At 71.3% G+C, this 25,257-nt stretch carries 29 protein-coding genes and 1 riboswitch; of the genes, 20 read left to right on the top strand and 9 right to left on the bottom strand.

Features of this window, described 5'->3' with window-relative positions; genetic code table 11:
• Positions 1-10 precede the first annotated feature (10 nt).
• Positions 11-313: an urease subunit gamma gene (locus ACWIGU_RS37100; RefSeq protein ID WP_356280048.1), complete on the bottom strand. Its 303-nt coding sequence runs from the start codon at positions 311-313 to the stop codon at positions 11-13.
• Positions 314-512: 199 nt separating this feature from the next.
• Positions 513-1,139, bottom strand: a complete 627-nt coding sequence (locus tag ACWIGU_RS37095; RefSeq protein WP_454406068.1) for a TetR/AcrR family transcriptional regulator — start codon at positions 1,137-1,139, stop codon at positions 513-515.
• A 116-nt stretch (positions 1,140-1,255) separates the two neighbouring features.
• Here ACWIGU_RS37095 and ACWIGU_RS37090 point away from each other — a divergent pair, with 116 nt between their 5' ends.
• Positions 1,256-2,275, top strand: a complete 1,020-nt coding sequence (locus ACWIGU_RS37090) for an ABC transporter permease (RefSeq protein WP_454406066.1) — start codon at positions 1,256-1,258, stop codon at positions 2,273-2,275.
• Positions 2,276-2,378: 103 nt separating this feature from the next.
• Here ACWIGU_RS37090 and ACWIGU_RS37085 read toward each other — a convergent pair whose 3' ends face one another.
• Positions 2,379-2,657, bottom strand: a complete 279-nt coding sequence (locus ACWIGU_RS37085) for a type II toxin-antitoxin system Phd/YefM family antitoxin (protein WP_454406065.1) — start codon at positions 2,655-2,657, stop codon at positions 2,379-2,381.
• 230 nt (positions 2,658-2,887) lie between these two features.
• Between ACWIGU_RS37085 and ACWIGU_RS37080 the strand changes: the two genes are divergently transcribed.
• From ACWIGU_RS37080 to ACWIGU_RS37060, 5 genes are all read left to right on the top strand, one after another.
• The gene (locus tag ACWIGU_RS37080; RefSeq protein ID WP_454406064.1) at positions 2,888-3,247 is read left to right on the top strand and encodes a hypothetical protein; all 360 of its coding nucleotides are present in this window, start codon (positions 2,888-2,890) and stop codon (positions 3,245-3,247) included.
• A 165-nt stretch (positions 3,248-3,412) separates the two neighbouring features.
• Positions 3,413-4,048 (top strand): ATP-dependent Clp protease proteolytic subunit, encoded by a 636-nt coding sequence (locus tag ACWIGU_RS37075; RefSeq protein ID WP_454406063.1) that lies wholly within the window; start codon positions 3,413-3,415, stop codon positions 4,046-4,048.
• A gap of 7 nt (positions 4,049-4,055) precedes the next feature.
• On the top strand, positions 4,056-4,364 hold the full coding sequence (locus ACWIGU_RS37070) for a hypothetical protein (RefSeq protein ID WP_356279953.1): 309 nt from the start codon (positions 4,056-4,058) through the stop codon (positions 4,362-4,364).
• Between the two features lie 353 nt (positions 4,365-4,717).
• Positions 4,718-4,895: riboswitch (cyclic di-AMP (ydaO/yuaA leader) on the top strand.
• A 3-nt stretch (positions 4,896-4,898) separates the two neighbouring features.
• On the top strand, positions 4,899-5,372 hold the full coding sequence (locus ACWIGU_RS37065) for a C40 family peptidase (protein ID WP_454406061.1): 474 nt from the start codon (positions 4,899-4,901) through the stop codon (positions 5,370-5,372).
• 105 nt (positions 5,373-5,477) lie between these two features.
• Positions 5,478-6,035 carry a DUF6328 family protein gene (locus ACWIGU_RS37060; RefSeq protein WP_454406060.1) on the top strand — a complete coding sequence of 186 codons (558 nt, stop codon included), beginning with the start codon at positions 5,478-5,480 and terminating at the stop codon, positions 6,033-6,035.
• A 21-nt stretch (positions 6,036-6,056) separates the two neighbouring features.
• On the opposite strand, the gene ACWIGU_RS37055 is transcribed toward ACWIGU_RS37060, so the two are convergent.
• Positions 6,057-6,491 (bottom strand): ATP-binding protein, encoded by a 435-nt coding sequence (locus ACWIGU_RS37055; RefSeq protein WP_383084157.1) that lies wholly within the window; start codon positions 6,489-6,491, stop codon positions 6,057-6,059.
• 272 nt (positions 6,492-6,763) lie between these two features.
• Between ACWIGU_RS37055 and ACWIGU_RS37050 the strand changes: the two genes are divergently transcribed.
• The gene (locus ACWIGU_RS37050) at positions 6,764-7,645 is read left to right on the top strand and encodes a helix-turn-helix domain-containing protein (RefSeq protein WP_454406059.1); all 882 of its coding nucleotides are present in this window, start codon (positions 6,764-6,766) and stop codon (positions 7,643-7,645) included.
• A gap of 9 nt (positions 7,646-7,654) precedes the next feature.
• Complete coding sequence (locus ACWIGU_RS37045) at positions 7,655-7,891, top strand: DUF397 domain-containing protein (RefSeq protein WP_266566934.1); 237 nt, start codon at positions 7,655-7,657, stop codon at positions 7,889-7,891.
• Here ACWIGU_RS37045 and ACWIGU_RS37040 read toward each other — a convergent pair.
• Positions 7,875-9,035, bottom strand: a complete 1,161-nt coding sequence (locus tag ACWIGU_RS37040; protein ID WP_454406057.1) for an 8-amino-7-oxononanoate synthase — start codon at positions 9,033-9,035, stop codon at positions 7,875-7,877. The genes ACWIGU_RS37045 and ACWIGU_RS37040 overlap by 17 nt on opposite strands.
• Before the next feature lie 212 nt (positions 9,036-9,247).
• On the opposite strand from ACWIGU_RS37040, the gene bioB reads away from it, so the two are divergent.
• From bioB to bioD, 3 genes are read left to right on the top strand one after another with little or no spacing between them, the layout of a single operon-like run.
• Positions 9,248-10,465 carry a biotin synthase BioB gene (gene bioB, locus ACWIGU_RS37035; protein ID WP_454406056.1) on the top strand — a complete coding sequence of 406 codons (1,218 nt, stop codon included), beginning with the start codon at positions 9,248-9,250 and terminating at the stop codon, positions 10,463-10,465.
• Complete coding sequence (locus ACWIGU_RS37030) at positions 10,458-11,780, top strand: adenosylmethionine--8-amino-7-oxononanoate transaminase (RefSeq protein WP_454406055.1); 1,323 nt, start codon at positions 10,458-10,460, stop codon at positions 11,778-11,780. The genes bioB and ACWIGU_RS37030 overlap by 8 nt, the downstream gene beginning before the upstream one ends.
• A 5-nt stretch (positions 11,781-11,785) precedes the next feature.
• Positions 11,786-12,499, top strand: coding sequence for a dethiobiotin synthase (gene bioD / locus ACWIGU_RS37025; RefSeq protein ID WP_454406054.1), 714 nt, complete (start codon positions 11,786-11,788; stop codon positions 12,497-12,499).
• 52 nt (positions 12,500-12,551) lie between these two features.
• On the opposite strand, the gene ACWIGU_RS37020 is transcribed toward bioD, so the two are convergent.
• Complete coding sequence (locus ACWIGU_RS37020; RefSeq protein WP_356280051.1) at positions 12,552-12,890, bottom strand: fic family toxin-antitoxin system, toxin component; 339 nt, start codon at positions 12,888-12,890, stop codon at positions 12,552-12,554.
• 49 nt (positions 12,891-12,939) lie between these two features.
• Positions 12,940-13,167 (bottom strand): toxin-antitoxin system HicB family antitoxin, encoded by a 228-nt coding sequence (locus tag ACWIGU_RS37015; protein ID WP_100597555.1) that lies wholly within the window; start codon positions 13,165-13,167, stop codon positions 12,940-12,942.
• Positions 13,168-13,344: 177 nt separating this feature from the next.
• On the opposite strand from ACWIGU_RS37015, the gene ACWIGU_RS37010 reads away from it, so the two are divergent.
• From ACWIGU_RS37010 to mug, 9 genes are all read left to right on the top strand, one after another.
• The gene (locus tag ACWIGU_RS37010) at positions 13,345-14,139 is read left to right on the top strand and encodes an ABC transporter ATP-binding protein (protein ID WP_454406053.1); all 795 of its coding nucleotides are present in this window, start codon (positions 13,345-13,347) and stop codon (positions 14,137-14,139) included.
• 10 nt (positions 14,140-14,149) lie between these two features.
• Entirely contained in the window at positions 14,150-16,717 is a 2,568-nt protein-coding gene (locus ACWIGU_RS37005; RefSeq protein ID WP_454406051.1) for an ABC transporter permease, read from the top strand.
• 101 nt (positions 16,718-16,818) lie between these two features.
• On the top strand, positions 16,819-17,709 hold the full coding sequence (locus ACWIGU_RS37000; protein WP_454406050.1) for an LLM class F420-dependent oxidoreductase: 891 nt from the start codon (positions 16,819-16,821) through the stop codon (positions 17,707-17,709).
• Between the two features lie 59 nt (positions 17,710-17,768).
• Positions 17,769-18,194: a GNAT family N-acetyltransferase gene (locus ACWIGU_RS36995; RefSeq protein ID WP_454406049.1), complete on the top strand. Its 426-nt coding sequence runs from the start codon at positions 17,769-17,771 to the stop codon at positions 18,192-18,194.
• A gap of 296 nt (positions 18,195-18,490) precedes the next feature.
• A complete protein-coding gene (locus ACWIGU_RS36990) occupies positions 18,491-19,831 on the top strand; it encodes a hemolysin family protein (RefSeq protein ID WP_454406047.1) in 1,341 nt (446 codons plus the stop codon).
• Positions 19,828-20,841: a hemolysin family protein gene (locus ACWIGU_RS36985; protein WP_454406046.1), complete on the top strand. Its 1,014-nt coding sequence runs from the start codon at positions 19,828-19,830 to the stop codon at positions 20,839-20,841. Before ACWIGU_RS36990 ends, ACWIGU_RS36985 begins: the two co-directional genes overlap by 4 nt.
• A gap of 79 nt (positions 20,842-20,920) precedes the next feature.
• Positions 20,921-21,709: an SGNH/GDSL hydrolase family protein gene (locus ACWIGU_RS36980; protein WP_454406045.1), complete on the top strand. Its 789-nt coding sequence runs from the start codon at positions 20,921-20,923 to the stop codon at positions 21,707-21,709.
• Between the two features lie 105 nt (positions 21,710-21,814).
• Positions 21,815-23,257 carry an adenylosuccinate lyase gene (gene purB, locus ACWIGU_RS36975; RefSeq protein ID WP_266566922.1) on the top strand — a complete coding sequence of 481 codons (1,443 nt, stop codon included), beginning with the start codon at positions 21,815-21,817 and terminating at the stop codon, positions 23,255-23,257.
• A gap of 92 nt (positions 23,258-23,349) precedes the next feature.
• Positions 23,350-23,862, top strand: a complete 513-nt coding sequence (gene mug, locus ACWIGU_RS36970) for a G/U mismatch-specific DNA glycosylase (RefSeq protein ID WP_454406044.1) — start codon at positions 23,350-23,352, stop codon at positions 23,860-23,862.
• Positions 23,863-23,907: 45 nt separating this feature from the next.
• Here the strand turns inward: mug and ACWIGU_RS36965 are convergent, their stop codons facing one another.
• Entirely contained in the window at positions 23,908-24,714 is an 807-nt protein-coding gene (locus tag ACWIGU_RS36965) for an SAM-dependent methyltransferase (protein WP_454406042.1), read from the bottom strand.
• 90 nt (positions 24,715-24,804) lie between these two features.
• Positions 24,805-25,239 (bottom strand): hypothetical protein, encoded by a 435-nt coding sequence (locus tag ACWIGU_RS36960; RefSeq protein WP_454406041.1) that lies wholly within the window; start codon positions 25,237-25,239, stop codon positions 24,805-24,807.
• Positions 25,240-25,257 lie beyond the last annotated feature (18 nt).

Below are 25,257 nucleotides of genomic sequence, written 5' to 3'. Positions count from 1 at the left end.
ACTCCCCCCGTCAGACGATCGGATCGTGGACGGTGACGAGCTTGGTGCCGTCGGGGAAGGTCGCCTCGACCTGCACGTCGTGGATCATCTCGGGGATGCCCTCCATCACGTCGTCGCGCGTGAGCACCTTGCGACCGGACGACATGAGTTCGGCCACGGACCGGCCGTCACGTGCACCTTCGAGGATGTGCGACGTGACGAGAGCGATCGCCTCGGGATGATTGAGCTTCAGACCCCGGGCCCGGCGCTTCTCGGCCACGTCGGCGGCCACATGAATGAGCAGTCTCTCCTGCTCGTGCGGGGTCAGTTGCACGGCTCCCACCTCACAGTCCTTCACTCCGGACCGTGCGGGGTCCGGCTGCCGCGGCCACCGCGACGGGTATAGATGTAACACACAAGAAATGCATATGATCTTGTGCATCCCGGCTACAAAAGCCCCTGGTGACGTGGGGTGCAGGCTAATTGGGGGGAGTTTCAACGAGGTTAACCACCCTTTGACCTGCCCATGACTGTCAGCTGGCCTCGCTCATACTCATCAGGGCCCGCAGGCCGTTCTGCAAAGTTTCGACAGGGACGTGAACTTCCCCGAACAGGGCCTGCTGCGCGGCGAATCCCTGCGCCGTGGCGATCATGACCCGGGCGACGTCGTCGGCGGGGATGTCGGCGCGCATCATCCCCGCGGCCTGATACCCCTCGACGATCTTCACCCAGGCCGTGCGTACGCCGGCGTACCCCTCGCGCATCACCCGGGAGAGCTCGTCGTTGCGCAGGGTCTCCGTCCACACCTGGACCATCAGCCGCGGGAAGACGGACACGCCCTCGTGCGTGAGCCCCGGCCGCATCCCGAGGATCCTGCTCAGAACCCTCCCCACCAGCACGTCCGGCGGCGCGGGCGGACTCTCGGCGCCGGCCGACTCGAAGACACCCCGTATCTCGTCGAGCACCTCGGTGACGATGGCCCCGATCAGCTCCTCCTTGCCGCTGAAGTAGCGGTACACCGCGCCCGCGGAGAGGTTGACCGCCTTCAGCACGTCCTGCATGGACGTGGCATGGAAGCCGTTGAGCGCGAAGCAGACGGTCGCACCGTCGAGGATCTGCCGACGACGGGCGTCCAGGTGTTCCTGGGATACACGAGCCATGGTCACAAAGTAAAACGAACATTCATTCTTGACAAGAGACGGCCACGCCGGAACAGTGGCCGCCAGTAAAACGAACGATCCTTCGCTATAAGATCCCGCTCCTCCCGGAGGAAGCCATGTCCAGCCCGACCGCCACCCCGGCCCCGCCGTCTCCGGCGCGCAGGATGGCCGCGGTCGCCCTGCTCGTGCCGGTGCTCGTCGCCCTCGCGCTGTGGGCGTTCGCCTGGCCCGGGGCCAGAACCGCTCCCCGGGACCTCCCGCTCGGCGTCGCGGGACCGGCAGCCGCCGCCGCACCCGTCGAGCAGCAACTGCGGTCCCACAAAGGCGCGTTCGAGATTCATCGGTACGCCGATGAGGCGGCTGCGCGCGCTGCGATCGCGGACCGGACCGTCTACGGAGCGGTGGTGGCGACGGCCCAGGGCCCGCGGCTCCTCACCGCGACGGCGGCGAGCCCCGTCGTGGCGCAGCTGCTCCAGCAGGCCGTGACCGCCGGGGCACCGAAGGGCACGCGGGTGCCGACGGTCGACGTGGTCGCCGCGCCGGCCGCGGATCCGCGCGGGGCGGTGCTGAGTTCGAGCGTGCTGCCGCTGGCGATCGCGGGCGTGGCCGGCGGCGCCATGGTGACGCTGCTCGGGCTGCGCGGGTGGCGGGCGGCGGGTGCGCTCGTGATGGCGTCCGCGCTCGTCGGCGTCGTGGCGGCGGCGCTCACGCACAGCTGGCTCGGGGTGCTTACGGGCAACTGGTGGGCCGAAGCGGGGGTGTTGGGCCTGTCGGCGCTGGCCGTGGGCGGCACCGTGGCCGGGCTTTCCGCGCTGTTCGGCCCGGCGGGGATCGGGGTGGGCTCACTCCTGATGGTGCTGCTCGGCAACCCGTTCTCGGGGGTGTCATCGGCGCCGCAGCTGCTGCCCGAACCGGTCGGCCGCATCGGCCAGTTCCTGCCGCCGGGCGCGGGTGGAACGCTGCTGCGCTCGGTCTCGTACTTCGACGGGGCGCGGGCCATGACGCCCGCGATCACGCTGGCGGCCTGGGCAGGGCTCGGGCTCGTCTGCATACTGCTCGGCGGGCTCCGCAAGAAGCGGGGCGCCGGCGAAGGGGCCGGGGCGCCCGCGGCGCGGGACGCGGTGCCGGTCGGCTGACGCCGCGCGCCCTCATGACAGCCGTGCGTCCCCGCTGTAGCGGACGGGGGCGCACGGCCTTTTCCTGCCCTACGGGCTCTGCGGGATCTGCCGGATCTCCGCCTTACCTGACCTCCGGCCCCCGGTGCTCCGCGGCGATGCCGAAGCGGTGGCGGTCGCCGCCGGTGGGTGAGGTCGAGCCGATGCCCGAGACGGAGCTGATCACCTGCTCGTCCCCCGGCTCCCCCAGGGCCTCGAGTCGCTCGAGATCGGCGGCGGAGACCAGCGCGACGAGCGGCTTGCCGTGCCGGGTCACGACGACGCGTTCGCCGCCGTACACGACGCGGTTGATCAGATCGGCCAGCTCAGCGCGGGCTTGCGTCACCGGAATCTCGTAGGCCATGTCCTCCAGCTTAGACCGGCCCCCCGACGCGGACACGGTCCGTGACCGCACGGCAACCCGCAGGTGGGACGGCGGCCCGAGCGGGACGGTTCGGGCCGCCGCCGTTGTCAGTGGCTGCGCGTAACGTCGACGTGTCAACTGTTCGTGCTGCATGGCTGCTTGCGCGGATCCGACGAAGCCCCGCCCGGAACAGCGCCCGCGGCGGGGCACCGTCGGCCTAGGCTCCGCGCATGGAACAGAGCGAGATCATTCTGCGCGCAATCGGCGTCCTGACCGAGACCCAGGAAATGGTGCGCAGGCTCAGCAAGGATGCCGAGCCCGACGTCGCGACCGAGGACGCCCAGCTCGGACGCCTGGTGACAGAGGCGTTCCCCTCCATCGAGATCCCGGCGGAATCGAGCGTGGAGGAGGCGGCGGAGGCGACCATCGCGGCGCTGATGCCGGTGACGATCTCCCTGGTGGGCGCGTTCGCGTTCCTCTTCTCCGAGCTCGCCGAGGTGCACGACTCAGGCAGGACCGACATCAAGAGCGCTGACCTCCTGCAACACCTCGCGCTGCGCCTGTCCAGGACGGACGACGACGACCGGTAGCCACGCCTCAGCAGCACGGAGAAGGGGGTCGGTCACGCGCATCGGGCGCGGGCCGGCCCCCTTCTTCGCGTTTCCCGGAGCCTCAGCCCTACTCCACCATCCGTACGTCCTGTACATTTTTTACGGAAGCAGCGACAGAGTTCCGCGCTCACGGAGGCATGTGCCATGAACCGACCTTCCGCCCGCTACGTCCTGCCCGAGTTCACCGAGCGCACCTCGGCCGGGCACCGCACGCTCGATCCGTACTCCAAGCTTCTGGAGGAGCGGATCGTCTTCCTGGGGACACCGATCGACGACACCTCCGCGAACGATGTGATGGCGCAGTTCATGCACCTCGAGTACGCCGCGCCGGACCGGGACATCTCGCTGTACATCAACTCCCCGGGTGGCTCGTTCAGCGCGATGACGGCGATCTACGACACGATCCAGTTCGTCAGCTGCGAGGTCGAGACCGTGTGCCTCGGGCAGGCCGCCTCCGCCGCCGCCGTACTCCTGGCCGCCGGGACGCCGGGGAAGCGGGCCATGCTGCCCGGTGCGCGCGTGGTGATCCATCAGCCGGGGCTGCCCGAGCCCGCCCAGGGCCAGCCGACCGACCTGGAGATCCAGGCCCGCGAACTGGTACGCATGCGCGCCCAGCTGGAGGAGCTGCTCGCCCGGCACACCGGGCAGAGCAGGGAGCGCATCGGCGCCGACATCGAGCGGGACAAGATCCTTCAGGCCCGGGACGCCGTGGAGTACGGGCTCGTGGACCGGGTCATCGACAACCGCAAGCTGTCCGGTTCGGCCCACGGCGCCAGGTGACCCGGCGATGCTGCCACCCGAGCTGCCCCCGCTGCCCGCGCTGACGCGCGCCGAGTGCGAACTCCTCGACCGCTATCTGGAAGTCGTCGACCTGCTCGGAAGGATCAACCCGGCCAGGAGCGACCACACATATGGCGGACTACGGGCTGCGCAAGCGCTCGTCGGCGGGGCGACGGCGCTCAGGGACGCCCTGACGCTCATGCATCAGCGGGGCGAGACCGAGCTCCACGCGACGACGCTCGCTCGGGCTTTGCGGGTCCTGGACGGAGAAAGGAGGACACAACGGGTCACAGTGCCACCGGAGTCGGTCGATTGACGGCCCGTTCAAGACCGAAGCGATCGACCCGAACCGTCCGGGCCGGGTTCGAAACGGACCAGAAGAGGTACCCACATACGGCGTAGCCGGTACTCGCACATGCGAACCGGAAAAGTTGCGCGGAACGCCTACGCGGAATCGAGAATTCCGCCTTCCGCTGCTGGTACGGGGCTCGTTGGGACCTCCGCGCCGAGGTCGAAAAGTGTGCTGTCCACCCGAATGGATCACTCGTGAGGACACTCACACCACGCCGATTCGGCTCTGCGTTCACGCCGTTTGTGCGTGAAGATCCCTTCCGACGACAAGCCCCCGCCGCCGCGGCGGGGCGGTCCGTGCGGACGCCGAGTCCTGCCGCCGTACGGATGCCAGGTCGACAGAAGTGGATCGGCAGGAGTGGAGGACCCGAGCACGACGGGCCGCCGGAGCTGTTTTCCGGGCCGGCCCTTGGGGTGAAGCCGCACTTCGCGGCCGGGCAACTTCGCCAGCCCGAATCCGACAGGTCATCCTTCACAGGCGGCTGACGAAGGGTTGCGCATGACTGCGCTCAATCGTGTCCCGTCGCTGCTGACCCGGGCCGGCACCGCCTCCGCCCTCACGCTCGCCGTAGCGGGCGGCAGCCTGCTGGTCCCAGGAGCCACGCCCGAAGCGGAGGCCTCGCCGGCCGCGACGAAGGCCCTCCAGATCGCGGCCTCGAGGAAGGGAAGCCCCTACCAGTGGGGCGCCTCAGGACCGCACAGGTTCGACTGCTCGGGACTGACGGTCTATTCGTTCAAGCGGGTGGGCAAGAAGCTGCCCCGTACCGCCGCCCAGCAGTACAACAAGACCCGCCATGTCTCCGCGTCCCATCGCAAACGCGGTGACCTGGTCTTCTTCCATTCGGGCCGCGGCGTCTACCACGTCGGCATCTACGCCGGGAAGGGAAGGATCTGGCACTCGCCGAAGACCGGTGCCGTGGTGCGGCTCGAGCGGATCTGGACGAAGAGCGTCTGGTACGGGCGCGTGCGGTAGCGCCACCTGACGGGTCCCCGGGGGCCCTGGGGGCCCGTCAGGCGTCACCGGCTGCACTCCCGCTCCGGCCGACTCGGAACCGCGCGATGGGGTACTCGTGGTCGTATGGACGAGGACCGACCGGCCGGCGACGAGGACGCTCCACACAACTCAGGCCCCAGGAGCTCGGGGCAGGACCGGCACGAGACGCCGCTGGAGCGCGCGGACCGGAACTTCGGCGAGCTGCTCCAGGAGCTGAGAGTCACCCAGACGGGCGTGCAGATCCTCTTCGCGTTCCTGCTGACGCTGGCGTTCACTCCGAGGTTCCCGGCGCTGGACGGCGTGCAGCGCGCGACCTACATCGCGACGCTGCTGCTCGCCGCGCTCGCCGCCGCGCTGTTCACGGCGCCCGCGGCGCTGCACCGTGCGCTGTTCGGGCGGGGCGCCAAGCCGCAGATCGTGCAGATGTCCTCGCGGCTCGCCGCGGCCGGCCTGGGCGTTCTGATGCTCGCCCTGGCCGGGTCCGTGCTGCTCGTCGTGGACGTCACCGCGGGGCGGGCGGCGGGCATCGCGGCCGGCGCGGGCACGTTCGCGGTCTGTGTTGGCCTGTGGGGCGTGCTGCCGCGTCTGGTGCGGCGCTCACTCACGCGGTCGCAGGAGGGGACGGACACCCCGTCCCCGTAGCCGCGCCACCACCGCCGGCCTTCACACCGACTGGACAGGGACCGTCCACGGCAGGGCGATCCACACGGTCTTACCGCCCTCGGGGGTGGGCCTGACCGACAGACTCCCGCCGCACTCGGCGGTCAGACAGCGGATGATCACCATGCCGCGCCCGTTGTCCTGCTGGACGGCGGCCGGGAGCCGCTTCGGGTAGCGCGGGTGGCTGTCCGTGACGCCGATGCGCAGGTGTTCGTCGCGCTCCAGCTGCACGTCGACGGTGAAGACCGGTGACTGCCCGCGGGTGTGCATCACGGCGTTCGTGGCGAGTTCGGAGACGATGAGCCGGACCGTGTCGGCTGTTTCCGCGTCGCGCGGCATGCCCCATTCGGCGAGTACGTCGCCGACATATGTCCGGGCCGAGGAGACCGAGGCAGGATCGCTCGGCAGAGTGACGGATGCTTCCTGGTGATCTGCCATGGCGACGTCGTCCCTTTTTTCGCCGGGGCCTGAATCCGACACATGGCGGATGACTCGAGGCGACCCCCGGACTGGTGCTTTGCGCCAGAGTGCCACTCCCGCTCCGCCCGTGGAGCCGATCCCCCGAGATATGCATATATCTGTCGCTCGAAGCGGTGAACTCTGCGCCGGTGGACCGCATTTGGGCGTACACCGCCGGCTTCCTCTACCGTCGGCTCGGAACACGATCCGCCGGGCCGGAAGGAGCCGGGCCGCAGGTCCGAGGAGACAGAATGAAACACGGTCCGGCGGTGCGCCGCCGCAGGCTCGGCGCCGAGCTGCGCGCGCTGCGCGCCCGCGCGGGGCTCACCAGTGGCGAGACGGCGCGGCTCGTCGGCTGGCACCAGTCGAAAGTGAGCCGTATCGAGACCGGCCGCAGTGGCGTGAAGGCGTCGGACGTACGCCTCCTGCTCGACGCGTTCGAGGTCACGGACCCCGGCATACGGGACCTGCTGGTCGCGCTGGCCGGGTCGGGGGACGACGGCGGCCAGCACTGGTGGCACGCCTACCGGGGTCTTCTGCCGCCCGCCTACCGGGACTTCATCAGCCTGGAGTCGCAGGCGTGCCGGGTCAGGACAGTCGAGACGTCCGTCGTGCCGGGCCTCCTCCAGACGCCCGACTACGCGCGGGCGGTGACCAGGGCCGCGCTCGACGGGCTGCCGGACGGGCAGGTCGACGCCCTGGTCGAGGTGCGGATCGCCCGGCAGGAGGTGCTGCGTTCGGCGTCGCCGCTGCGGCTCAGCGCGGTGCTCGACGAGGCGGTGCTGCGGCGGCCGGTGGGCGGTCCCCGGGTGATGGCGGAGCAGCTGCGTCATCTCGCCGACGTGGCGAAGCTTCCCCATGTGCGGCTACAGGTATTGCCGTTCGCGGCAGGGGAGCATGTCGGACTAACCGGCCCTTTCGTTGTGTTCTCATTTCCGAACACTTCTGATCTGGACGTAGTAGTTCTCGACCATTTGACGAGTAGCCTCTACCTCGAGCGGAAAGAAGACCTCAAGGCGTACACGGACGCCTTTGACACCCTTCGGATCCACGCCCTTTCGCCCGGGGATTCGCTGGATTTCATCGCCGGGATCGCCGGAGCACACCCCCCTCCGCACAGTGAACGCACGTAAGGAGGCACCATGTCAGCTCTGCCTCGGTACGTACCATCCGCCGCGGTTCCCAGCACCTCTCTGCACGACGCGCCATGGCGGCGAAGCAGCCGAAGCACCGGAATGAACAACTGCGTCGAGACGGCTCCGCTGCACCGCGGCCCTTCGGCCGGACTGCTCGCCGTGCGCGATTCCAAGCGCACGGCCGGACCCGCCCTGCTGTTCTCGCCCTCCGCCTGGGAGGGGTTCCTCAACTCCTTGCGGTGAACGCCGAGTCGGGAGCGTTGCGGCTGATCACCCGTACGGCCTGGGCGATGTGATCGTCGGTCAGGTCGGCGCGGGCGGTCAGCCGCAGCCGTGAGATGCCGTCCGGCACGGAGGGCGGCCGGAAGCAGCCGACGGCGAGGCCGGCTTCGCGGCAGTCGGCCGCCCAGCGCACGGCCTCTTCGGGGGACGGCGCGCGCACGGAGACGACGGCGGCGTCCGGCCGTACGGCCTGGAGCCCCTCGGCCGTGAGGAGTTCGTGCAGCGAGGAGGCGACGGCGCGCGCCCGTTCGGCGCGCTCGGGCTCACGGCGCAGCAGGCGCAGGGCCGCGAGTGCGGCGCCGGCCGCCGCGGGCGCGAGGCCCGTGTCGAAGATGAACGTCCTTGCGGTGTTGACGAGATGGTCGATCACCCGGGCGGGACCGAGGACGGCGCCGCCCTGGCTGCCGAACGACTTGGACAGCGTGACGGTGACGACGGTGTCGTCGGCGCCCGAGAGCCCCGCCGCCTGCGGCGCCCCCCTGCCACCGTCGCCGAGCACCCCGAGCCCGTGCGCGTCGTCGACGATCAGGCCGGCCCCGGACTCCCTTGCTGCTCCTGCCAGTTCGGCCAGTGGAGCGGCGTCGCCGTCCACCGAGAAGACGGAGTCGGAGACGACGACCGCCTGCCCCTGATGCGCGTCGAGGGCCTTACGGACGGCGTCCGGGTCGGCGTGCGGGACGACCTGCGTGGCACCGCGGGCGAGCCGGCAGCCGTCGATGAGGGAGGCGTGATTGCTCGCGTCCGAGACGATCAGGGAGCCGTGCGGGGCGAGCGCGGTCACGGCGGCGAGATTGGCCGCGTAGCCGGACGACAGGACGAGTGCCGCCTCGAAACCGCAGAACTCTGCCAGTTCGCGCTCGAGTTCGGTGTGCAGCTCCGTGGTGCCCGTGACGAGCCGCGAGCCGGTGGCCCCGCCGCCCCAGCGCAGCGCCGCGTCCGCCGCTCCCTTGGTGATCTCGGGGTGGCGGGTGAGACCGAGGTAGTCGTTGCTCGCGAGATCGAGGAGCGGGGTCTCGGCGGGGCGGGGACGCAGCGTGCGGACGAGTCCGGCGCCGCGGCGCACGCGCTCCTGCTCGTCGATCCAGCCGAACGGCGATCCCGCCATGTGAGTCCCTCCGACGGCCGCGTCGCGGCCGGTTCTCGAGTGGGGTGTGCTGTCCCGTGCCCGCCGCTGCTTTGTAGACAGTTTTGTAGGCAGTGCACAGACACTAGCGGGACAGCCAGCCACCCAGGATGTGGCAATACCCACACGCCGAACCGGCAGAGTTGTCCGAAGCCTCCTTGGCCTGAGCAGGGGACGTAGGTCAGGATCGGGCCATGGACCTGCTGAACACGCTGGTGGACAAGGGGCTGCGGCGCGAGCTGCCGAGCCGTGAAGAAGCGCTCGCCGTTCTGGCGACTTCCGACGACGAACTGCTCGATGTGGTGGCCGCGGCCGGCAAGGTGCGGCGGCAGTGGTTCGGCCGGCGGGTGAAACTCAACTATCTGGTCAACCTCAAGTCGGGCCTGTGCCCCGAGGACTGCTCGTACTGCTCGCAGCGGCTCGGGTCCAAGGCGGAGATCCTCAAGTACACGTGGCTGAAGCCCGACGAGGCGTCGAAGGCCGCGGCCGCCGGTGTCGCGGGCGGCGCGAAGCGGGTCTGTCTGGTGGCGTCCGGGCGCGGCCCGACGGACCGGGACGTCGACCGCGTGTCGGAGACCATCGGCGCGATCAAGGAGCAGAACGAGGGCGTCGAGGTGTGCGCCTGCCTCGGTCTGCTGTCCGAGGGCCAGGCCGAGCGGCTGCGCGGCGCGGGCGCCGACGCGTACAACCACAACCTCAACACCTCCGAGGGCACGTACGGCGACATCACGACGACGCACACCTATGCGGACCGCGTCGACACGGTGCAGAAGGCCCACGCGGCCGGTCTGTCCGCCTGCTCCGGCCTCATCGCGGGCATGGGCGAGAGCGACGAGGACCTGGTCGACGTCGTCTACTCCCTGCGCGAACTCGACCCGGACTCGGTGCCGGTCAACTTCCTCATCCCCTTCGAGGGCACGCCCCTCGCCAAGGAGTGGAACCTGACGCCGCAGCGCTGCCTGCGGATCCTCGCGATGGTCCGCTTCGTCTGCCCCGACGTGGAGGTGCGGATCGCGGGCGGGCGCGAGGTGCACCTGCGCTCGATGCAGCCGCTGGCGCTCCACCTCGCCAACTCCATCTTCCTCGGCGACTACCTGACGAGTGAGGGCCAGGCGGGCAAGGCGGACCTGGACATGATCACGGACGCCGGGTTCGAGGTCGAGGGCACCGACCAGGTGACGCTGCCCGAGCACCGGGGCGGGCCCTGCGGTTCCGGGGCCGAGGCGGCCTGCGGTTCCGGCGCGGGTTCGGCCTGCGGTTCCGGCGGGGGCTGCGGCTCCCATGAGGAAGAGGGCTGCGGCTCGCACGAAGACGCTGCGCAGTCCCCGGTCGCCGAGGTCCCCGAGGCGCGCACGGACCTCGTCGCCGTACGCCGCCGGGGTGCCGGTACGGATCTCGCGCCCAATGCCTGAGGGGCCGGGACTGCCGGTGTCGGGGCTGCCCGTGGCGGAGCTGCTCGACCTCGACCGGCGGCACGTCTGGCATCCGTACGGTCCGATGCCGGGGCGGCAGGAGCCGCTCGTCGTCGAGTCGGCGGCCGGGGTACGGCTCCGGCTCGCCGGCGAGGGCGGTGCGAGCGGTGAGGGTGCCGAGCTGGTCGACGGGATGTCGTCGTGGTGGTCGGCGATCCACGGCTACAACCACCCCGTGCTCAACGAGGCGGTGCGCGACCAGCTCGGCCGGATGAGCCATGTCATGTTCGGCGGGCTCACGCACGAGCCCGCCGTCGGGCTCGCGAAGCGCCTTGTCGACATGTCGCCCGAAGGTCTGGAGCATGTGTTCCTCGCCGACTCGGGCTCCGTGTCCGTCGAGGTCGCGATCAAGATGTGCCTCCAGCACTGGCGTTCCCTCGGGCGGCCGGAGAAGCGCCGCCTGCTGACGTGGCGCGGCGGCTACCACGGCGACACCTGGCAGCCGATGGCGGTCTGCGACCCCGAGGGCGGCATGCACGAGCTGTGGTCGGGCGCGCTGCCACAGCACGTGTTCGCCGACGCCCCGCCGGCCGCGTACGAGGAGGCCTACGCGGATCATCTGCACGAGCTGATCGGGCGTCACGCCCATGAGCTGGCGGCCGTGATCGTGGAACCCGTGGTGCAGGGCGCGGGCGGGATGCGGTTCCACTCCCCCGCGTATCTGCGGGTCCTGCGCGAGGCCTGCGACGCGCACGACGTGCTCCTCGTGTTCGACGAGATCGCCACCGGGTTCGGGCGGACCGGTGCGCTGTTCGCCGCGGAGCACGCGTCGGTGACGCCCGATGTGATGTGTGTCGGCAAGGCGCTGACCGGCGGCTATATGACGCTGGCGGCGACGCTGTGCACGGCGCGCGTCGCGGACGGGATCTCGCGCGGCGAGGTGCCGGTGCTCGCGCACGGGCCCACGTTCATGGGGAACCCGCTCGCCGCCGCGGTGGCCTGTGCCTCGATCGACCTCCTGCTCGGGCAGGACTGGGCCACGGAGGTCAAGCGGATCGAGTCGGGTCTGCGGGAGTCGCTCGCCGCGGCCTCGGAGCTGCCCGGGGTGCGCGACGTGCGCGTGCTCGGCGCGATCGGCGTCGTACAGCTGGACCACGAGATCGACATGGCGGCCGCCACTCGGGCGGCGGTGCGCGAGGGCGTGTGGCTGCGGCCGTTCCGCGACCTCGTGTACACGATGCCCCCGTACATCACGGGGGACGAGGATCTGGCACGGATCGGCCGCGCGGTGTGCGCGGCGGCGCGGGAGGGCTGAACAGCATGACGGTACTGGTGGTCACGGGGACCGGAACCGAGATCGGCAAGACGGTCACGACGGCGGCCGTGGCGGCCGCCGCGCTGGCCGCGGGGCGGTCGGTGGCCGTCCTGAAGCCGGCTCAGACCGGGGTCGGTCCCGGTGAGTGCGGGGACGCGGACGAGGTGAAGCGCCTGGTGGGCGGCGGGGTGACGGCCGTCGAACTGGCGCGGTACCCCGAGCCGTTGGCGCCGGCGACGGCCGCGCTGCGCGCCGGCCTCCCCCCGGTCCGCCCGCACGAGGTGGCCGACGCGGCGGCGAAGCTGGCCACGGAGCACGACCTCGTCCTGGTCGAGGGCGCGGGTGGGCTGCTCGTGCGCTTCGACGCGGACGGGGGCACCCTCGCGGACGCCGCCAGGCGGCTCGGAGCGCCGGTTCTCGTCGTCGCGGCGGCGGGGCTCGGCACGCTCAACTCGACGGCCCTGACGACGGAGGCACTGCGCGCCCGTGACCTGACGCCGCTCGGCGTCGTCGTCGGCAGCTGGCCGGTGCGCCCCGGCCTCGCGGCCCGCTGCAATCTCGCCGACTTCCCTGTGGTCTCGGGGACGAAGCTCCTCGGCGCGATTCCCGAAGGGGCAGGTGCACACCCCGACTTCCGTACATCCGCGCCGAGTTGGCTGGCACCGGAGCTGGACGGAACGTGGGACGCGAGGGCCTTCGCCGCTAGCGTCGCCGGGTAGCCCTGGACGGCGCCGCGGGGCAGGCGGGAAGGTGAAGACAGGCCCTGGCGGCTCACAGGGTCCATCTGCGGAGGTCCTCCGCGATGTCGTGCACGGTCGCCCCGCCGTCCTTGACCAGGCGGGCCAGCTCCCTGACCTGGTCGGGCGACGTGGCGACCTTCAGGCCGCTGGCGACGAGATAGGCGTACGCGACGGCCGACGCGAACATGGCGTTCGAGCGTTCGAGGGCCGGGACGTGGAGGAGCAGCTGGAGCAGTGCCGCGGCCCGCGCGTGCGGGCTGTCGTAGACGGCGGTCCCGAATATCTCCGCCTCGTGCCGGCTGACGGCGGCGACGAGCGCGCCCCAGTCGGTCACCTGAGGGTCTCCGGGGGTCTTCTGTTCGGCGATCATGAGAAGCCAGGCCAGGTCGATACGCACGTTCTTCGATTCGCTCAAGGGCTCAGCGTCGGCCTTCGCGCTCCGCGCCGAATTCCTCGGCGAACACGGATTCGTACTGCTTCATGAAGTCGGCGGCTGCCTCGACGAACGTCCGGCCGAGCTCGCCCGCGTCCTGTCTGACCAGCTCCTCGATGTACCGGTTCACACTCACGCCGCGTGCGAGCGCACGCTCACGCGCGGCTCGAGCGGTGTCCTCGTCCACCCGTACGTTCAGCTGAGTCTTCGCCATGACTTCACGCTAGCGCCGACGTGCTAGCACCGGCAAGGAGACGGCGAAGGTGCCCCTTACACGCGTATCGGGAGCCCGACCTCGGAGGGATACCGCGGGTGTGACGCACCCCACTACTCTCGTACGCGACACGGGAGTCGTGACGGCCAGGACGACGGCGGGATCCAGGAGGCGGCCTTGTCCACAGCGGCAGCAGAACAGCCCTACGGCCTGGCGGAGGCGGGCGACGTCGCCGCGCGCGCCCGGGGCCTGACCAAGGCGTACGGGTCCGGCGAGACCGCCGTTCTTGCGCTCGACTCGGTCGACGTGGACATCGCGCGCGGCCGGTTCACCGCGGTCATGGGCCCCTCGGGGTCGGGCAAGTCCACGCTGATGCACTGCCTGGCCGGGCTCGACTCGGTCTCCGCGGGTCAGGTCTGGCTCGGGGACACCGAGATCACGGGCCTGCGCGACAGGGAGCTGACGCGGCTGCGGCGCGACCGGATCGGCTTCATGTTCCAGTCGTTCAACCTCATTCCGACGCTGAACGCGGCGGAGAACATCACGCTGCCGATGGACATCGCGGGCCGCACCCCGGACCCGGAGTGGCTGAAGCAGGTCATCGACACGCTGGGCCTCGGCGACCGGCTCAAGCACCGTCCCGCGCAGCTCTCCGGAGGCCAGCAGCAGCGGGTGGCCTGCGCCAGGGCGCTCGCCTCGCGACCGGAACTGATCTTCGCGGACGAGCCGACTGGGAACCTGGACTCGCGCGCGGGCCTGGAGGTCCTCGGGTTCCTGCGCGAGGCGGTGGACGACCTCGGGCAGACCGTCGTGATGGTGACGCACGACCCCGGCGCGGCGGGCCACTCCGACCTCGTGCTCTTCCTCGGTGACGGCCGCCTCGTGGACGAGATGCCGCAGCCCACGGCGGAGGCGGTCCTGGAGCGCATGCGCCTGTTCACCGGGGGAAACCCCCACAACTCCCAGCCGTAGAGAGGCCGTTGTGCTGAAGGCGACGCTCAGGAGTTTCCTCGCGCACAAGGGCCGACTGGTCCTGTCGGGGCTTGCCATCGTCCTCTCGGTGGCGTTCGTGGCGGGCAGTCTGGTCTTCTCGGACACGGTGACCCGCACCTTCGACCGGCTGTTCGCGTCCACATCTGCCGACGTCCAGGTGAATCCGAAGCAGGACTCCCTCAGCGAGTCGGTGCCGACCGGGGCGGTCGAGACCGTCCCGGCCCGCCTCGCCCGGCAGATCAGGTCCATCGACGGCGTCGCCGCGGCGAGGATCGACGCCGCCACCGAGAGCATCACCGTCGTGGACGGCAAGAACAAATCGGTCGGCCCGACCAGCGGCGCCCCCACCATCGCCACCAACTGGTACGTGACGGACCGCAGTCCGGTCCGCCTGACCTCGGGGCACGCCCCGCGCGGCAGTGGCGAGGCGCTGCTCGACGCCGACACCGCCGACAAGAAGCACATCCGCATCGGCGACTCGCTCACCGTCCTCGCGCGGCCGGGCTCCTTCACCGTGCGGATCGTCGGCATCGCGACCTTCCGCACCACCAACCCCGGCGCCGCGCTCGTCTTCCTCGACACGGCGACGGCGCAGGCGAAGCTGCTCGGCAGTACGGACCGCGCGACGAGCATCTCCGTCGACGCGGCCCCCGGGGTGAGCGACGCCGCCCTGAAGCAACGGATCGCCCGACAGCTGGGCTCCGGCTACGACTTGAAGACCGCCGGCGAACAGGCGACATCGGACGCGGCGGACCTCGGCTCCTTCCTCGACGTGATCAAGTACGTGATGCTCGGCTTCGCCGGGATCGCGGTCCTGGTCGGGATCTTCCTGATCGTGAACACGTTCTCGATGCTGATCGCGCAGCGCACCCGCGAGCTGGGACTGCTCCGTGCGCTCGGCGCCGACCGGCGGCAGGTGCGCCGCTCCGTCCTGACGGAGGCGGTACTGCTCGGCCTGGTGGGCTCGGTGCTCGGCCTGGCGGCGGGCATCGGTCTGGCGCTCGGCCTCATCAAGCTCATGAGCGCGTTCGGGATGAACCTGAAGTCGACCGAGATGGTGATCGGCTGGGGGACACCCGTCGCGGCCTTCGCGGTCGGGGTCGGGGTCACGTTCGTGGCCGCGTATCTGCCGTCGCGGCGGGCGTCCCGGGTCTCCCCCATGGCGGCGCTCGCGGACGCCGAGATCGCGGGTGCGGGGCGGCCGCTGCGGGTGCGCGCCGCGGCGGGGACCGTGGTCGGCCTGGCGGGGGCGGCCGCACTCGTGGGGTGCGCCGCGGCCACGAAGACGGCGAGCGCCTCGCTGCTCCTCATCGTCGGCATCGTCCTGACGCTGCTGGCCACCGTGATCGCGGGCCCTTTGCTCGTACGTCCCGTGATCCGCGTCCTGGGCGGCGCCTTCCCCGCCGTGTTCGGCTCGGCGGGACGGCTGAGCCAGCGCAACGCGCTGCGCAACCCGCGGCGCACCGGGGCCACGGCTGCCGCACTGATGGTGGGGCTCGCCCTGGTGGCGAGCATGTCCGTGGCGAGCGCGTCGATGAGCAAGTCGTTCGACGAGCAGATCGACAAGACCCTCGGCGCCGACTTCACAGTCCAGAATGCCAACTTCATGCCCTTCCCCAAAGAAGTGACCGACAGGATCCGCGCCACGGAAGGTGCGGGGCTCGTGGTGCGCCAGCGGTTCGTGCCGCTCGCGGTGCGCCTGCCGGACGGCAAGCGCGTGAAGACGACCGCCGCCGGCTATGAGGCACAGCTCGACGACGTCGCGCACGTCACGTACTCCCAGGGCGACTCGGCGGCCGCGCTCGCGCCCGGGAAGGTCGCGATGGACGCGGAGTTCGCCAAGGAGCACCACGCGCGCGTGGGCACGGTGGTGCCGGTGGACCTGCCCGGCGGGCGCACGGACCGGCTCGCCGTCGCGGCCCTCACGGACCAGGGCAGCGGGGACGGGTTCGGCATGTCCGGCGGCCTGTTCATGGGGATGGGGACGCTGGAGAAGTTCCTGCCCGACGGCCAGGACTCGGCGGTGTACGTGAACGCCTCCCCCGGCACCGGCGCGGACGTGCTGCGCGCCCGTCTGGAGAAGGCCCTCGATCCGTACCCACAGGTACAGGTGCGCGACCTGGCCGACTACAAGAAGCTCGTGCACGACCAGATCGCGGTGCTGCTGTACCTGGTGTACGCGCTGGTCGGGCTCGCGATCGTGATCGCCGTCCTGGGCGTCGTCAACACCCTTGCCCTGTCGGTCGTGGAGCGGACACGGGAGATCGGTCTGCTCCGCGCCATCGGGCTCTCCCGGCGCCAGCTGCGGAGGATGATCCGCCTGGAGTCCGTGGTGATCGCCGTGTTCGGCGCGGTGCTCGGGCTCGCGCTCGGCGTCGTGTGGGGCCTCGCGATCCACAAGGTCCTGGCCCTCCAGGGCATGGAGGCGCTCGCCATCCCGTGGGGGACGATCGTCGCGGTCGTGGTCGGCTCGGTCGTCGTGGGACTCGCGGCGGCACTCCTTCCCGCGCTGCGCGCCTCGCGCATGAACGTGCTGGCGGCCGTCGCGCACGAATGATGTACTCGCCATGCGGTCTCCCGGCCGTTCAACTCGTCCGACGTGATCTCGCCCGAGTTCGACTCCCGCTGGGTCAACTCGCCCGAGAGTGAGGAGAGTTCATGAGTCGCGCGTTCCGGTTCGGCGTCAACATGGTCACCCCCGCGACCGGCGACGCGTGGCGCAAGCGCTGCCGCAGGGCCGAGGAACTCGGCTACGACGTGATCCTCGTCGCCGACCACCTGGGCGTGCCCTCGCCGTTCCCCTCCCTCGTCGCCGCCGCAGAGGCGACCGAGCGCCCGCGTGTGGGCACGTTCGTCCTCAACGCCGGCTTCTGGAATCCGGTGCTCCTCGCCCGAGAGGTGGCGACCACGGACGCGCTCACCGGCGGCAGGCTGGAACTCGGCCTGGGCGCGGGGTACGTACAGGCGGAGCACGAAGCGGCCGGGCTGCCGTGGGGTTCGCCCGGGGAGCGCGTGGACCGGCTGCGGCGCGTCGTCGAGGAGCTGGACCGGCTGCTCGGGTCGGACGAGCATCAGCCTCGGCCCGTGCAGCGCCCCCGCCCGCCGCTCCTGATCGGCGGCAACGGCGACCGGATGCTGAAGCTGACGGCCGAGCACGCACAGATCGCGGCGTTCACCGGGGCGCGCTCCGTCCCCGGCGACCCGAGCGGGAAGCTCGAGCACCTTTCCCCCGGGGAACTGGACGAGCGCGTCGCCGCCTACCACCGTTTCGCCGCGGGCCGTACGGAGCCCGCCGAGCTCAATCTGCTGATCCAGATGGTCACGGTGACCGACGACCGGCGGGCCGCGATCCGGCCGGTCCTCGAACACATCCCGCAGTTCACGGAGGACGAGGCGCTGGAGCTTCCGCTGCTGCTCGTCGGCACGGTCCGCGAGATCGCCGACCGGGTGCGCGCGCAGCGCGACCGCTACGGATTCACGTACCTCACGGTCCTGGAGCCGTACATGGAGGCGTTCGGTCCGGTCATCGAGGAGCTGCGCGAGGGATGAGGCGGTCCGCATCCTGAAATGGCGCACGGGCCCGGCCGCCCGGTGATGAGATCGGACCCATGAGTGATCTTCGGATACGGGCCGCGACGCCCGACGACCTCGATGCCGCCCTCGCCTTCTGGAAGGTGGCCGCCGAGGGCACGAGCATCAGTGACGACCGCGCGGGCGTGGAGCGGCTCGTCGCCCGCGACCCCGAGTCGCTGCTGCTCGCCGAGCGCGACGGGGAGCTGGTGGGGACCGTCATCGCCGGCTTCGACGGGTGGCGCTGCCATCTGTACCGCCTCGCGGTGCGTCCGGACGCGCGGCGGCAGGGCGTGGGGTCGGCGCTGCTGGCGGCGGCGGAGGAGCGGTTCGTACGGCTCGGTGGGCGGCGGGGCGACGCGATGGTCCTGGACCGCAACGAGCGCGCGCAGCAGGCCTGGCGTGCCGGGGGTTACGCGCCGGAGCCGCAGTGGACCCGCTGGGTCAAGCACCTCACGGACTGATCCATACCGGGCTCACACTCCGGACGGACACCTTCCGAACGGGCACCTCCGGACAGGCACGGTCCGGACAGGCGCGGTCCGGACTGACACCCTCCGGAGCTGGGACGGCGGCGCCCCGGCCGCACCGGCTTTGCCGATCCTTTACCATGGTTGCTCCACTTGTCCTTTTGTTGTCCTGCTTCTTCTCCTGAAGAAAGGTGTGAGCGTCCGCCCATGGGCGAGCCTCCCAGTACCCGGCGCCTGCGACATCGCGCGATACCCACCGCCCTGCCCGATCATGGGACGGAGGTGACCCGATGACCGAAGTGCTCCTGCTCGCCGTGGCGGTGCTGCTCTCGCTGGCCTGCGGTGCGTTCGTCGCGGCCGAGTTCTCCCTCACCACGGTCGAGCGTTCCGGCCTCGAGCGTGCGGTCGAGCGCGGCGAGCGCGGTGCCGCCGGTGCCCTCAAGGCCGTACGGAACCTCACCTTCCAGCTCTCCGGCGCCCAGCTCGGCATCACCGTGACCAATCTGGTCGTCGGCATGCTCGCCCAGCCGTCGGTCGCCAAGCTGATCGCGGGCCCCCTGGAGAGCCTCGGGCTCTCCCGCTCCGCCGCCACCTCGGTCGCGCTTGTCATCGGCACGGCCCTGTCGACGGTCTTCCTGATGGTCGTAGGTGAGCTCGTCCCCAAGAACTGGGCGATCTCGTCGCCGCTGGCCGTCGCCAAGAACGTCGCGAATCCGCAGCGCTGGTTCAGCGCCGCGTTCCGCCCCTTCATCACGCACCTGAACAACACCGCGAACCGGGCCGTGCGCCGCTTCGGCATCGAGCCCGCCGAGGAGCTGGCCTCCGCGCGCGGACCGCAGGAACTGGTGGCCCTGGCCCGCCACTCCGCCAAGGCGGGCGCCCTCGAGGCGGACACCGCCGAGCTGTTCATGCGGACCCTGAACCTCGCGGACCTGACCGCCGAGAACGTGATGACGCCGCGCGTCCAGGTCGTGGCGCTCGACGCGCAGGCCACCTGCGAGGACGTGGCGAACGCGACGCGGGCCACGGGACTGTCCCGGTTCCCCGTCTACCGCGGCAATCTCGACTCGGTCGTCGGCGTCGCACACATCAAGGACGTCCTGGCCGTGCCCGCCGAACTCCGCGGCCGCCGTTCCGTGTCCGATCTCATGCGCGAGCCGCTCCTCGTACCCGAGACCCTGACCGTCGACCGGCTCCTCGACCGGCTCTCCGGGAAGCGCACGATGGCCGTCGTCATCGACGAGTACGGCGGCACCGCGGGCGTCGCGACCGTCGAGGACATCGTCGAGGAGGTCGTCGGCGAGGTGCGGGACGAGCACGATCCGCACGAAACGCCGGACCTCGCGCCGGCCGGCATCGACGACGAGGGCCGCGGCCTCTACTCGGCCGACGGCGCCGCCCGCACCGACCAGCTCCAGCGGGTCGGCCTGCGCGTCCCCCACGGCCCCTACGAGACGCTCGCCGGCCTGGTCGCGACCGAGCTCGGCCGGATCCCGGCCGTCGGCGACAGCGTCGAGGTGGCCGGCTGGCGGCTCGACGTCGTGGACGCCGCGGGCCACCGCGCGGCCCGCGTCCTGCTGCACGCGCCTCTGGCCGGGCCGTCCGACGATGCCCCGGAGGGGGACCGATGACCACGATCCAGCTCCTGATCGGTCTGGCGACACTGGTCGTCAACGCCTTCTTCGTGGGCGGCGAGTTCGCCATGATCTCCGTACGCCGCAGCCAGATCGAACCGCACGCGGACGAGGGCGACCGGCGGGCGAAGAGCGTCCTGTGGGGCCTTCAGCATGTGTCGGCCCTGCTGGCCGCGGCGCAGCTCGGCATCACGCTGTGCACCCTGGTGCTCGGCATCGTCGCCGAACCCGCCATCGCCCATCTCCTCGAGCCGGTGTTCGACGCGGTCGGCGTGCCGCACGGCCTGGTCCACCCGATCTCGTTCGTGATCGCGCTGACGGTGGCCACGTATCTGCACATGCTGCTCGGCGAGATGATCCCGAAGAACGTCGCGCTCGCCGAGCCGGTGCGCAGCGCGCTGCTCCTCGGGCCGCCCCTGGTGACCTTCGCGAGGGCGTTCCGCCCGGTGATCTTCACGGTCAACGCCTTCGCGAACGGGCTGCTCAGGCTATTGCGCGTCGACGTCAAGGACGAGGTGTCCGCGACGTTCTCGGACGACGAGCTGGCCCGTCTCGTCAAGGACTCGGGCGACGCGGGACTCATCGACGACCGCGCCCAGGAGCGTCTGCGCGACGCACTCGAACTGGGCCGCCGCCCGGTCAGGGACGTCGTCCTGCCGCTGGAGGGGGTGGTCTACGCGCATGTGGGCGTCACGCCGGAGCAGCTCGAGCAGCTGTCGGCCCGGACAGGGTTCTCGCGCTTCCCCGTGGTCGACGACAACCGCCGCATCGTGGGCTATCTGCATGTGAAGGACGCCCTGGACGCGTCGCCGCGGGATCTGCCGTTCCGGATTCCGGACATGCGGCCGATCGCGCGCGTCCGCGAGACGACGCCGCTCGACGACGTCCTCTCGGCGATGCGCGGCAGCCGTACCCACGTAGCGGCGGTCCTCGGCTCGGACGGGCGGCTCGCGGGTCTGGTGACGATGGAGGACGTCCTGCGGGAGCTGTTCGGCCAGCCCGCGTGATCTGAGCGCCGTGTGCCCGACGTCGGGCACACGGCGCCCCGCCGGGTGTCGCGGGGCCCGGGTTACCATCGCTTCCGCCATGCAGAAAAATGCCAACCACACCAGTTACAGCAGCCTCGTCACGGTCGGTGACTCGTTCACCGAGGGCATGTCCGACCTGCTGCCCGACGGCTCCTACCGAGGCTGGGCCGACGTACTGGCCGGCCGGATGGCGGCCCGCGCTCCCGGCTTCCGCTACGCGAACCTCGCCGTGCGCGGCAAGCTCATCGGCCAGATCGTCGACGAGCAGGTGGACGTCGCGGCCGCGATGGGCGCCGACGTCATCACGCTGGTGGGCGGGCTCAACGACACCCTGCGCCCCAAGGTCGACATGGGCCGGGTGCGCGGGCTCCTCGAAGAGGCCGTCGAGAAGCTGGCGCCGGCCTGTGAGCAGCTCGTCCTGATGCGCAGCCCCGGCCGCAACGGCCCGGTGATGGAGCGCTTCCGGCCCCGCATGGAGGAGCTGTTCGCCTGCATCGACGACCTCGCGGCGCGGCACGGCGCGGTGGTCGTCGACCTGTACGGGCCGCCCGTCCTCGGTGACCCCCGCATGTGGGACGTGGACCGGCTGCACCTGACACCGGAAGGGCACCGCCGGGTCGCCGAGGCCGTCTGGCAGTCGCTCGGCCACGAGCCCGAGGACGACTGGCAGGCCGTGCTCCCGCCGGCCGTGCCGCCTGGCTGGGGCGCGCGCCGCCTCGCCGACGCCCGCTTCGCCAAGCAGCACCTGGTGCCCTGGATCGGCCGCCGCCTGACGGGCCGCTCCTCCGGCGACGGCCGCCCGGCGAAGCGCCCCGAACTGCTCCCGTACCAGGCTCCGCGGGGCTGACCTGCCGAGACGGGGGCGGCGCGCGCCGGGCGCCCCGCCCTCGTAGCTTCCGACGAACGGGGCCCTGGCGCTGGCCTGCACGAATCGCCAGTAGAATCCGTACACGTGACTGCTGCGCCTGCAAAGCCCCGTATCCCGAATGTTCTCGCCGGACGCTACGCCTCCGCCGAGCTCGCCACTCTCTGGTCCCCCGAACAGAAGGTGAAGCTGGAGCGTCAGCTCTGGCTCGCCGTGCTGCGCGCGCAGAAGGACCTCGGGATCGAGGTGCCGGACGCCGCTCTCGCCGACTACGAGCGCGTCCTCGACCAGGTCGACCTGGCCTCCATCGCCGAGCGCGAGAAGGTCACGCGCCACGACGTGAAGGCCCGCATCGAGGAGTTCAACGCCCTCGCCGGCCACGAGCAGGTCCACAAGGGCATGACGTCCCGCGACCTGACGGAGAACGTCGAGCAGCTCCAGATCCGGCTCTCCCTCGAGCTGGTCCGCGACCGCGCCGTCGCCGTCCTCGCGCGCCTCGGCAAGCTGGCCGGCGAGTACGGCGAGCTGGTGATCGCGGGCCGCTCGCACAACGTCGCGGCGCAGGCCACGACCCTCGGCAAGCGCTTCGCGACGGCCGCCGACGAGCTGCTCGTCGCGTACGCCCGTGTCGAGGAGCTGCTCTCCCGCTACCCGCTGCGCGGCATCAAGGGCCCCGTCGGCACCGCGCAGGACATGCTGGACCTGCTCGGCGGCGACGCGGCGAAGCTCGACGAGCTCGAGCAGCGCATCGCGGGCCACCTGGGCTTCTCGCAGGCGTTCACCTCGGTGGGGCAGGTCTACCCGCGCTCCCTCGACTACGAGGTCGTCACGGCGCTCGTGCAGCTCGCGGCCGCGCCGTCCTCGACCGCCAAGACGATCCGTCTGATGGCCGGGCACGAGCTCGTCACCGAGGGCTTCAAGCCGGGCCAGGTCGGCTCGTCCGCGATGCCGCACAAGATGAACACCCGCTCCTGCGAGCGCGTCAACGGCCTCATGGTCATCCTGCGCGGCTACGCGTCGATGACCGGTGAGCTGGCGGGCGACCAGTGGAACGAGGGCGACGTGTCCTGCTCCGTGGTGCGCCGCGTCGCCCTGCCGGACGCGTTCTTCGCGCTCGACGGTCTCCTGGAGACGTTCCTGACGGTGCTCGACGAGTTCGGCGCGTTCCCCGCCGTCGTCGCCCGCGAGCTGGACCGCTACCTGCCCTTCCTCGCCACGACGAAGGTCCTGATGGCGTCGGTGCGGGCGGGCGTCGGCCGCGAGGAGGCCCACGAGGCCATCAAGGAGAACGCCGTCGCGTCGGCGCTGGCCATGCGCGAGCAGGGCGCCGAGCGCAACGAGCTGCTCGACAAGCTCGCCGCGGACTCCCGGATCCCACTGGACCGCGCCGGGCTCGACGAACTGATGGCCGACAAGCTGTCGTTCACGGGCGCCGCGAGCGACCAGGTCGCCACCGTCGTCGCGCGCGTCGAGGAGATCGTCAAGCAGCACCCGGAGGCCGCCGGTTACGCGCCCGGAGCGATCCTCTGACCCGCCCCCAAGCTCTCGGCTCCGCTCGAGCAGGGAGGGCCCCCCTTACCCCCGCGGACCTGGAGGCCGCCCGTGACCGCATCGTTCCCGATGTGGTCGCGAGCGGCCTCTCCGTGCTTTTCTGCGGGATCAACCCGGGCCTGATGACGGCCGCGACCGGCCACCACTTCGCGCGCCCCGGCAACCGTTTCTGGCCGGTGCTCCACCTGTCCGGGTTCACGCCCCGCCGGCTCGCCCCCGCAGAGCAGGAGGAACTCCTGTCGTACGGGCTCGGGATCACGAACGTCGTCGCGCGGGCCACGGCGCGGGCCGACGAGCTGAGCGCGCGGGAGTACCGCGACGGCGGCCGTCTGCTCACCGCCAAGGTGGAACGGCTGCGGCCGCGCTGGCTCGCGGTCGTGGGCGTGACGGCGTACAGGTCGGCCTTCGGGGAGCCGAAGGCGAGGATCGGCCCGCAGGAGCGGATGATCGGCGGGACCCGGGTGTGGGCGTTGCCCAACCCCAGTGGTCTGAACGCGCATTGGACGGCTGCGACGATGGCCGAGGAGTACGGGCGGCTGCGCGCCGCCGCCTCGGGGGACGACGGCGCGGGGCTTCCCGGCTGACGCGGCGCGTGACGGGTTGCGCGGTGGCTTGCGTCAGGGCATGCGTCAGGGCTTGCGGGCCACGGCGCCGAACTGGGCGACGAGCGGCCCCTCGTCGGCGCCGTCCGTCCGCCAGCGCGCGCAGGAGACGAGGCCCGGCTCCAGGACGTCGAGTCCGTCGAGGAAGCCCTCGATGTCGGCCCGGCCGCGTGCCGTGATCGGCGGCGTCGCGTTCTCGTTCCAGAAGCGCATCGCCGCCTCGTTTCCCTCCCCGCCCAGTTCCAGCGTGGGGTGCGTGACCACGAGGTAACTGCCGGAGGGGACCGCGTCCAAGAGGCGGCGCACGATGGACGTGGCCTCGGCGGTGTCGAGGATGAAGTTCAGGATGCCGAGCATCATGACCGCGACCGGCCGGCCCAGGTCGAGGGTGCCGGACGCGGCGCGGAGGATGGCCGCCGGGTCGTGCGCGTCCGCGTCCACATAGCTGGTGGCGCCCTCGTCCGTGCTGGTGAGGAGCGCGCGGGCGTGCGTGAGCACGATCGGGTCGTTGTCGACGTAGACGACGCGCGAGTCGGGGGCGATGCGCTGGGCGACCTCGTGGGTGTTCTCCGCGGTGGGCAGGCCCGTGCCGATGTCGAGGTACTGGCGGATGCCTGCCCGGCCGGCGAGGTAGGTCACGGCGCGGCCGAGGAAGGCCCGGTCGGCGCGCGCCACTTCGCCGATGCTGGGGTACATGGACGTGACCTGGGCGCCGACCCGTTCGTCCACCTCGTAGTGGTCCTTGCCGCCGAGCCAGTAGTTCCACACGCGGGCGTTGTGCGCGATGTGGCTCGCGATCCGCTCCCCCGGCTCCTGCCCGCTCTGCTCGCTCACGTGCTCTCCCTCGCCTCGGTCGTGCCATGATCCGCTGCCAAGATCCCATGGTGGCACGGGAGTTCCCGCATACGGGGTCCAGGCGCGGGGTCAGGGCGGGTCCACGTCCGTGACGGCGGCGACGAGCCGGAAGGGCAGGTCCTCCGCGCCGAGCGGGATGCCCAGCACGATCCACCGCCCGTCGGCCTGCCACAACTGGACGTCCGGAACATACGCGCTGAGCGCGGCCCAGGGCTCCGGTATGTCCTCCCCGCCCTCGACGGCGCGCAGGCTGACGCTCCACAGGCTGAACCACTGCGGCTCCCCCCAGCGCTCGGTGAGCACCGAGGAGAGCCCGTCCCGGTCGGCGACCCACTGGTCCTGAGCGGCGCCCCCGGGGGCCGGCTCCCGGAGCTCGTCGCACGTCGCCAACTCCGCGATGTGGTAACCCGGTCCGCCGGAGCCCGCGTCCGATCTGCCGTGCTCCGCGGGGAACTCACGGGAGCGCAGCAGGTCGATCGTCGCGAGATGCCGTGCGGTGCTCATGACGTCCAGTAAAGCGGC

The organism is Streptomyces sp. NPDC055400 (assembly GCF_053644375.1).
Note: the sequence above shows the minus strand (reverse complement) of the source record. Positions and strands in the feature narration are given on the sequence as shown.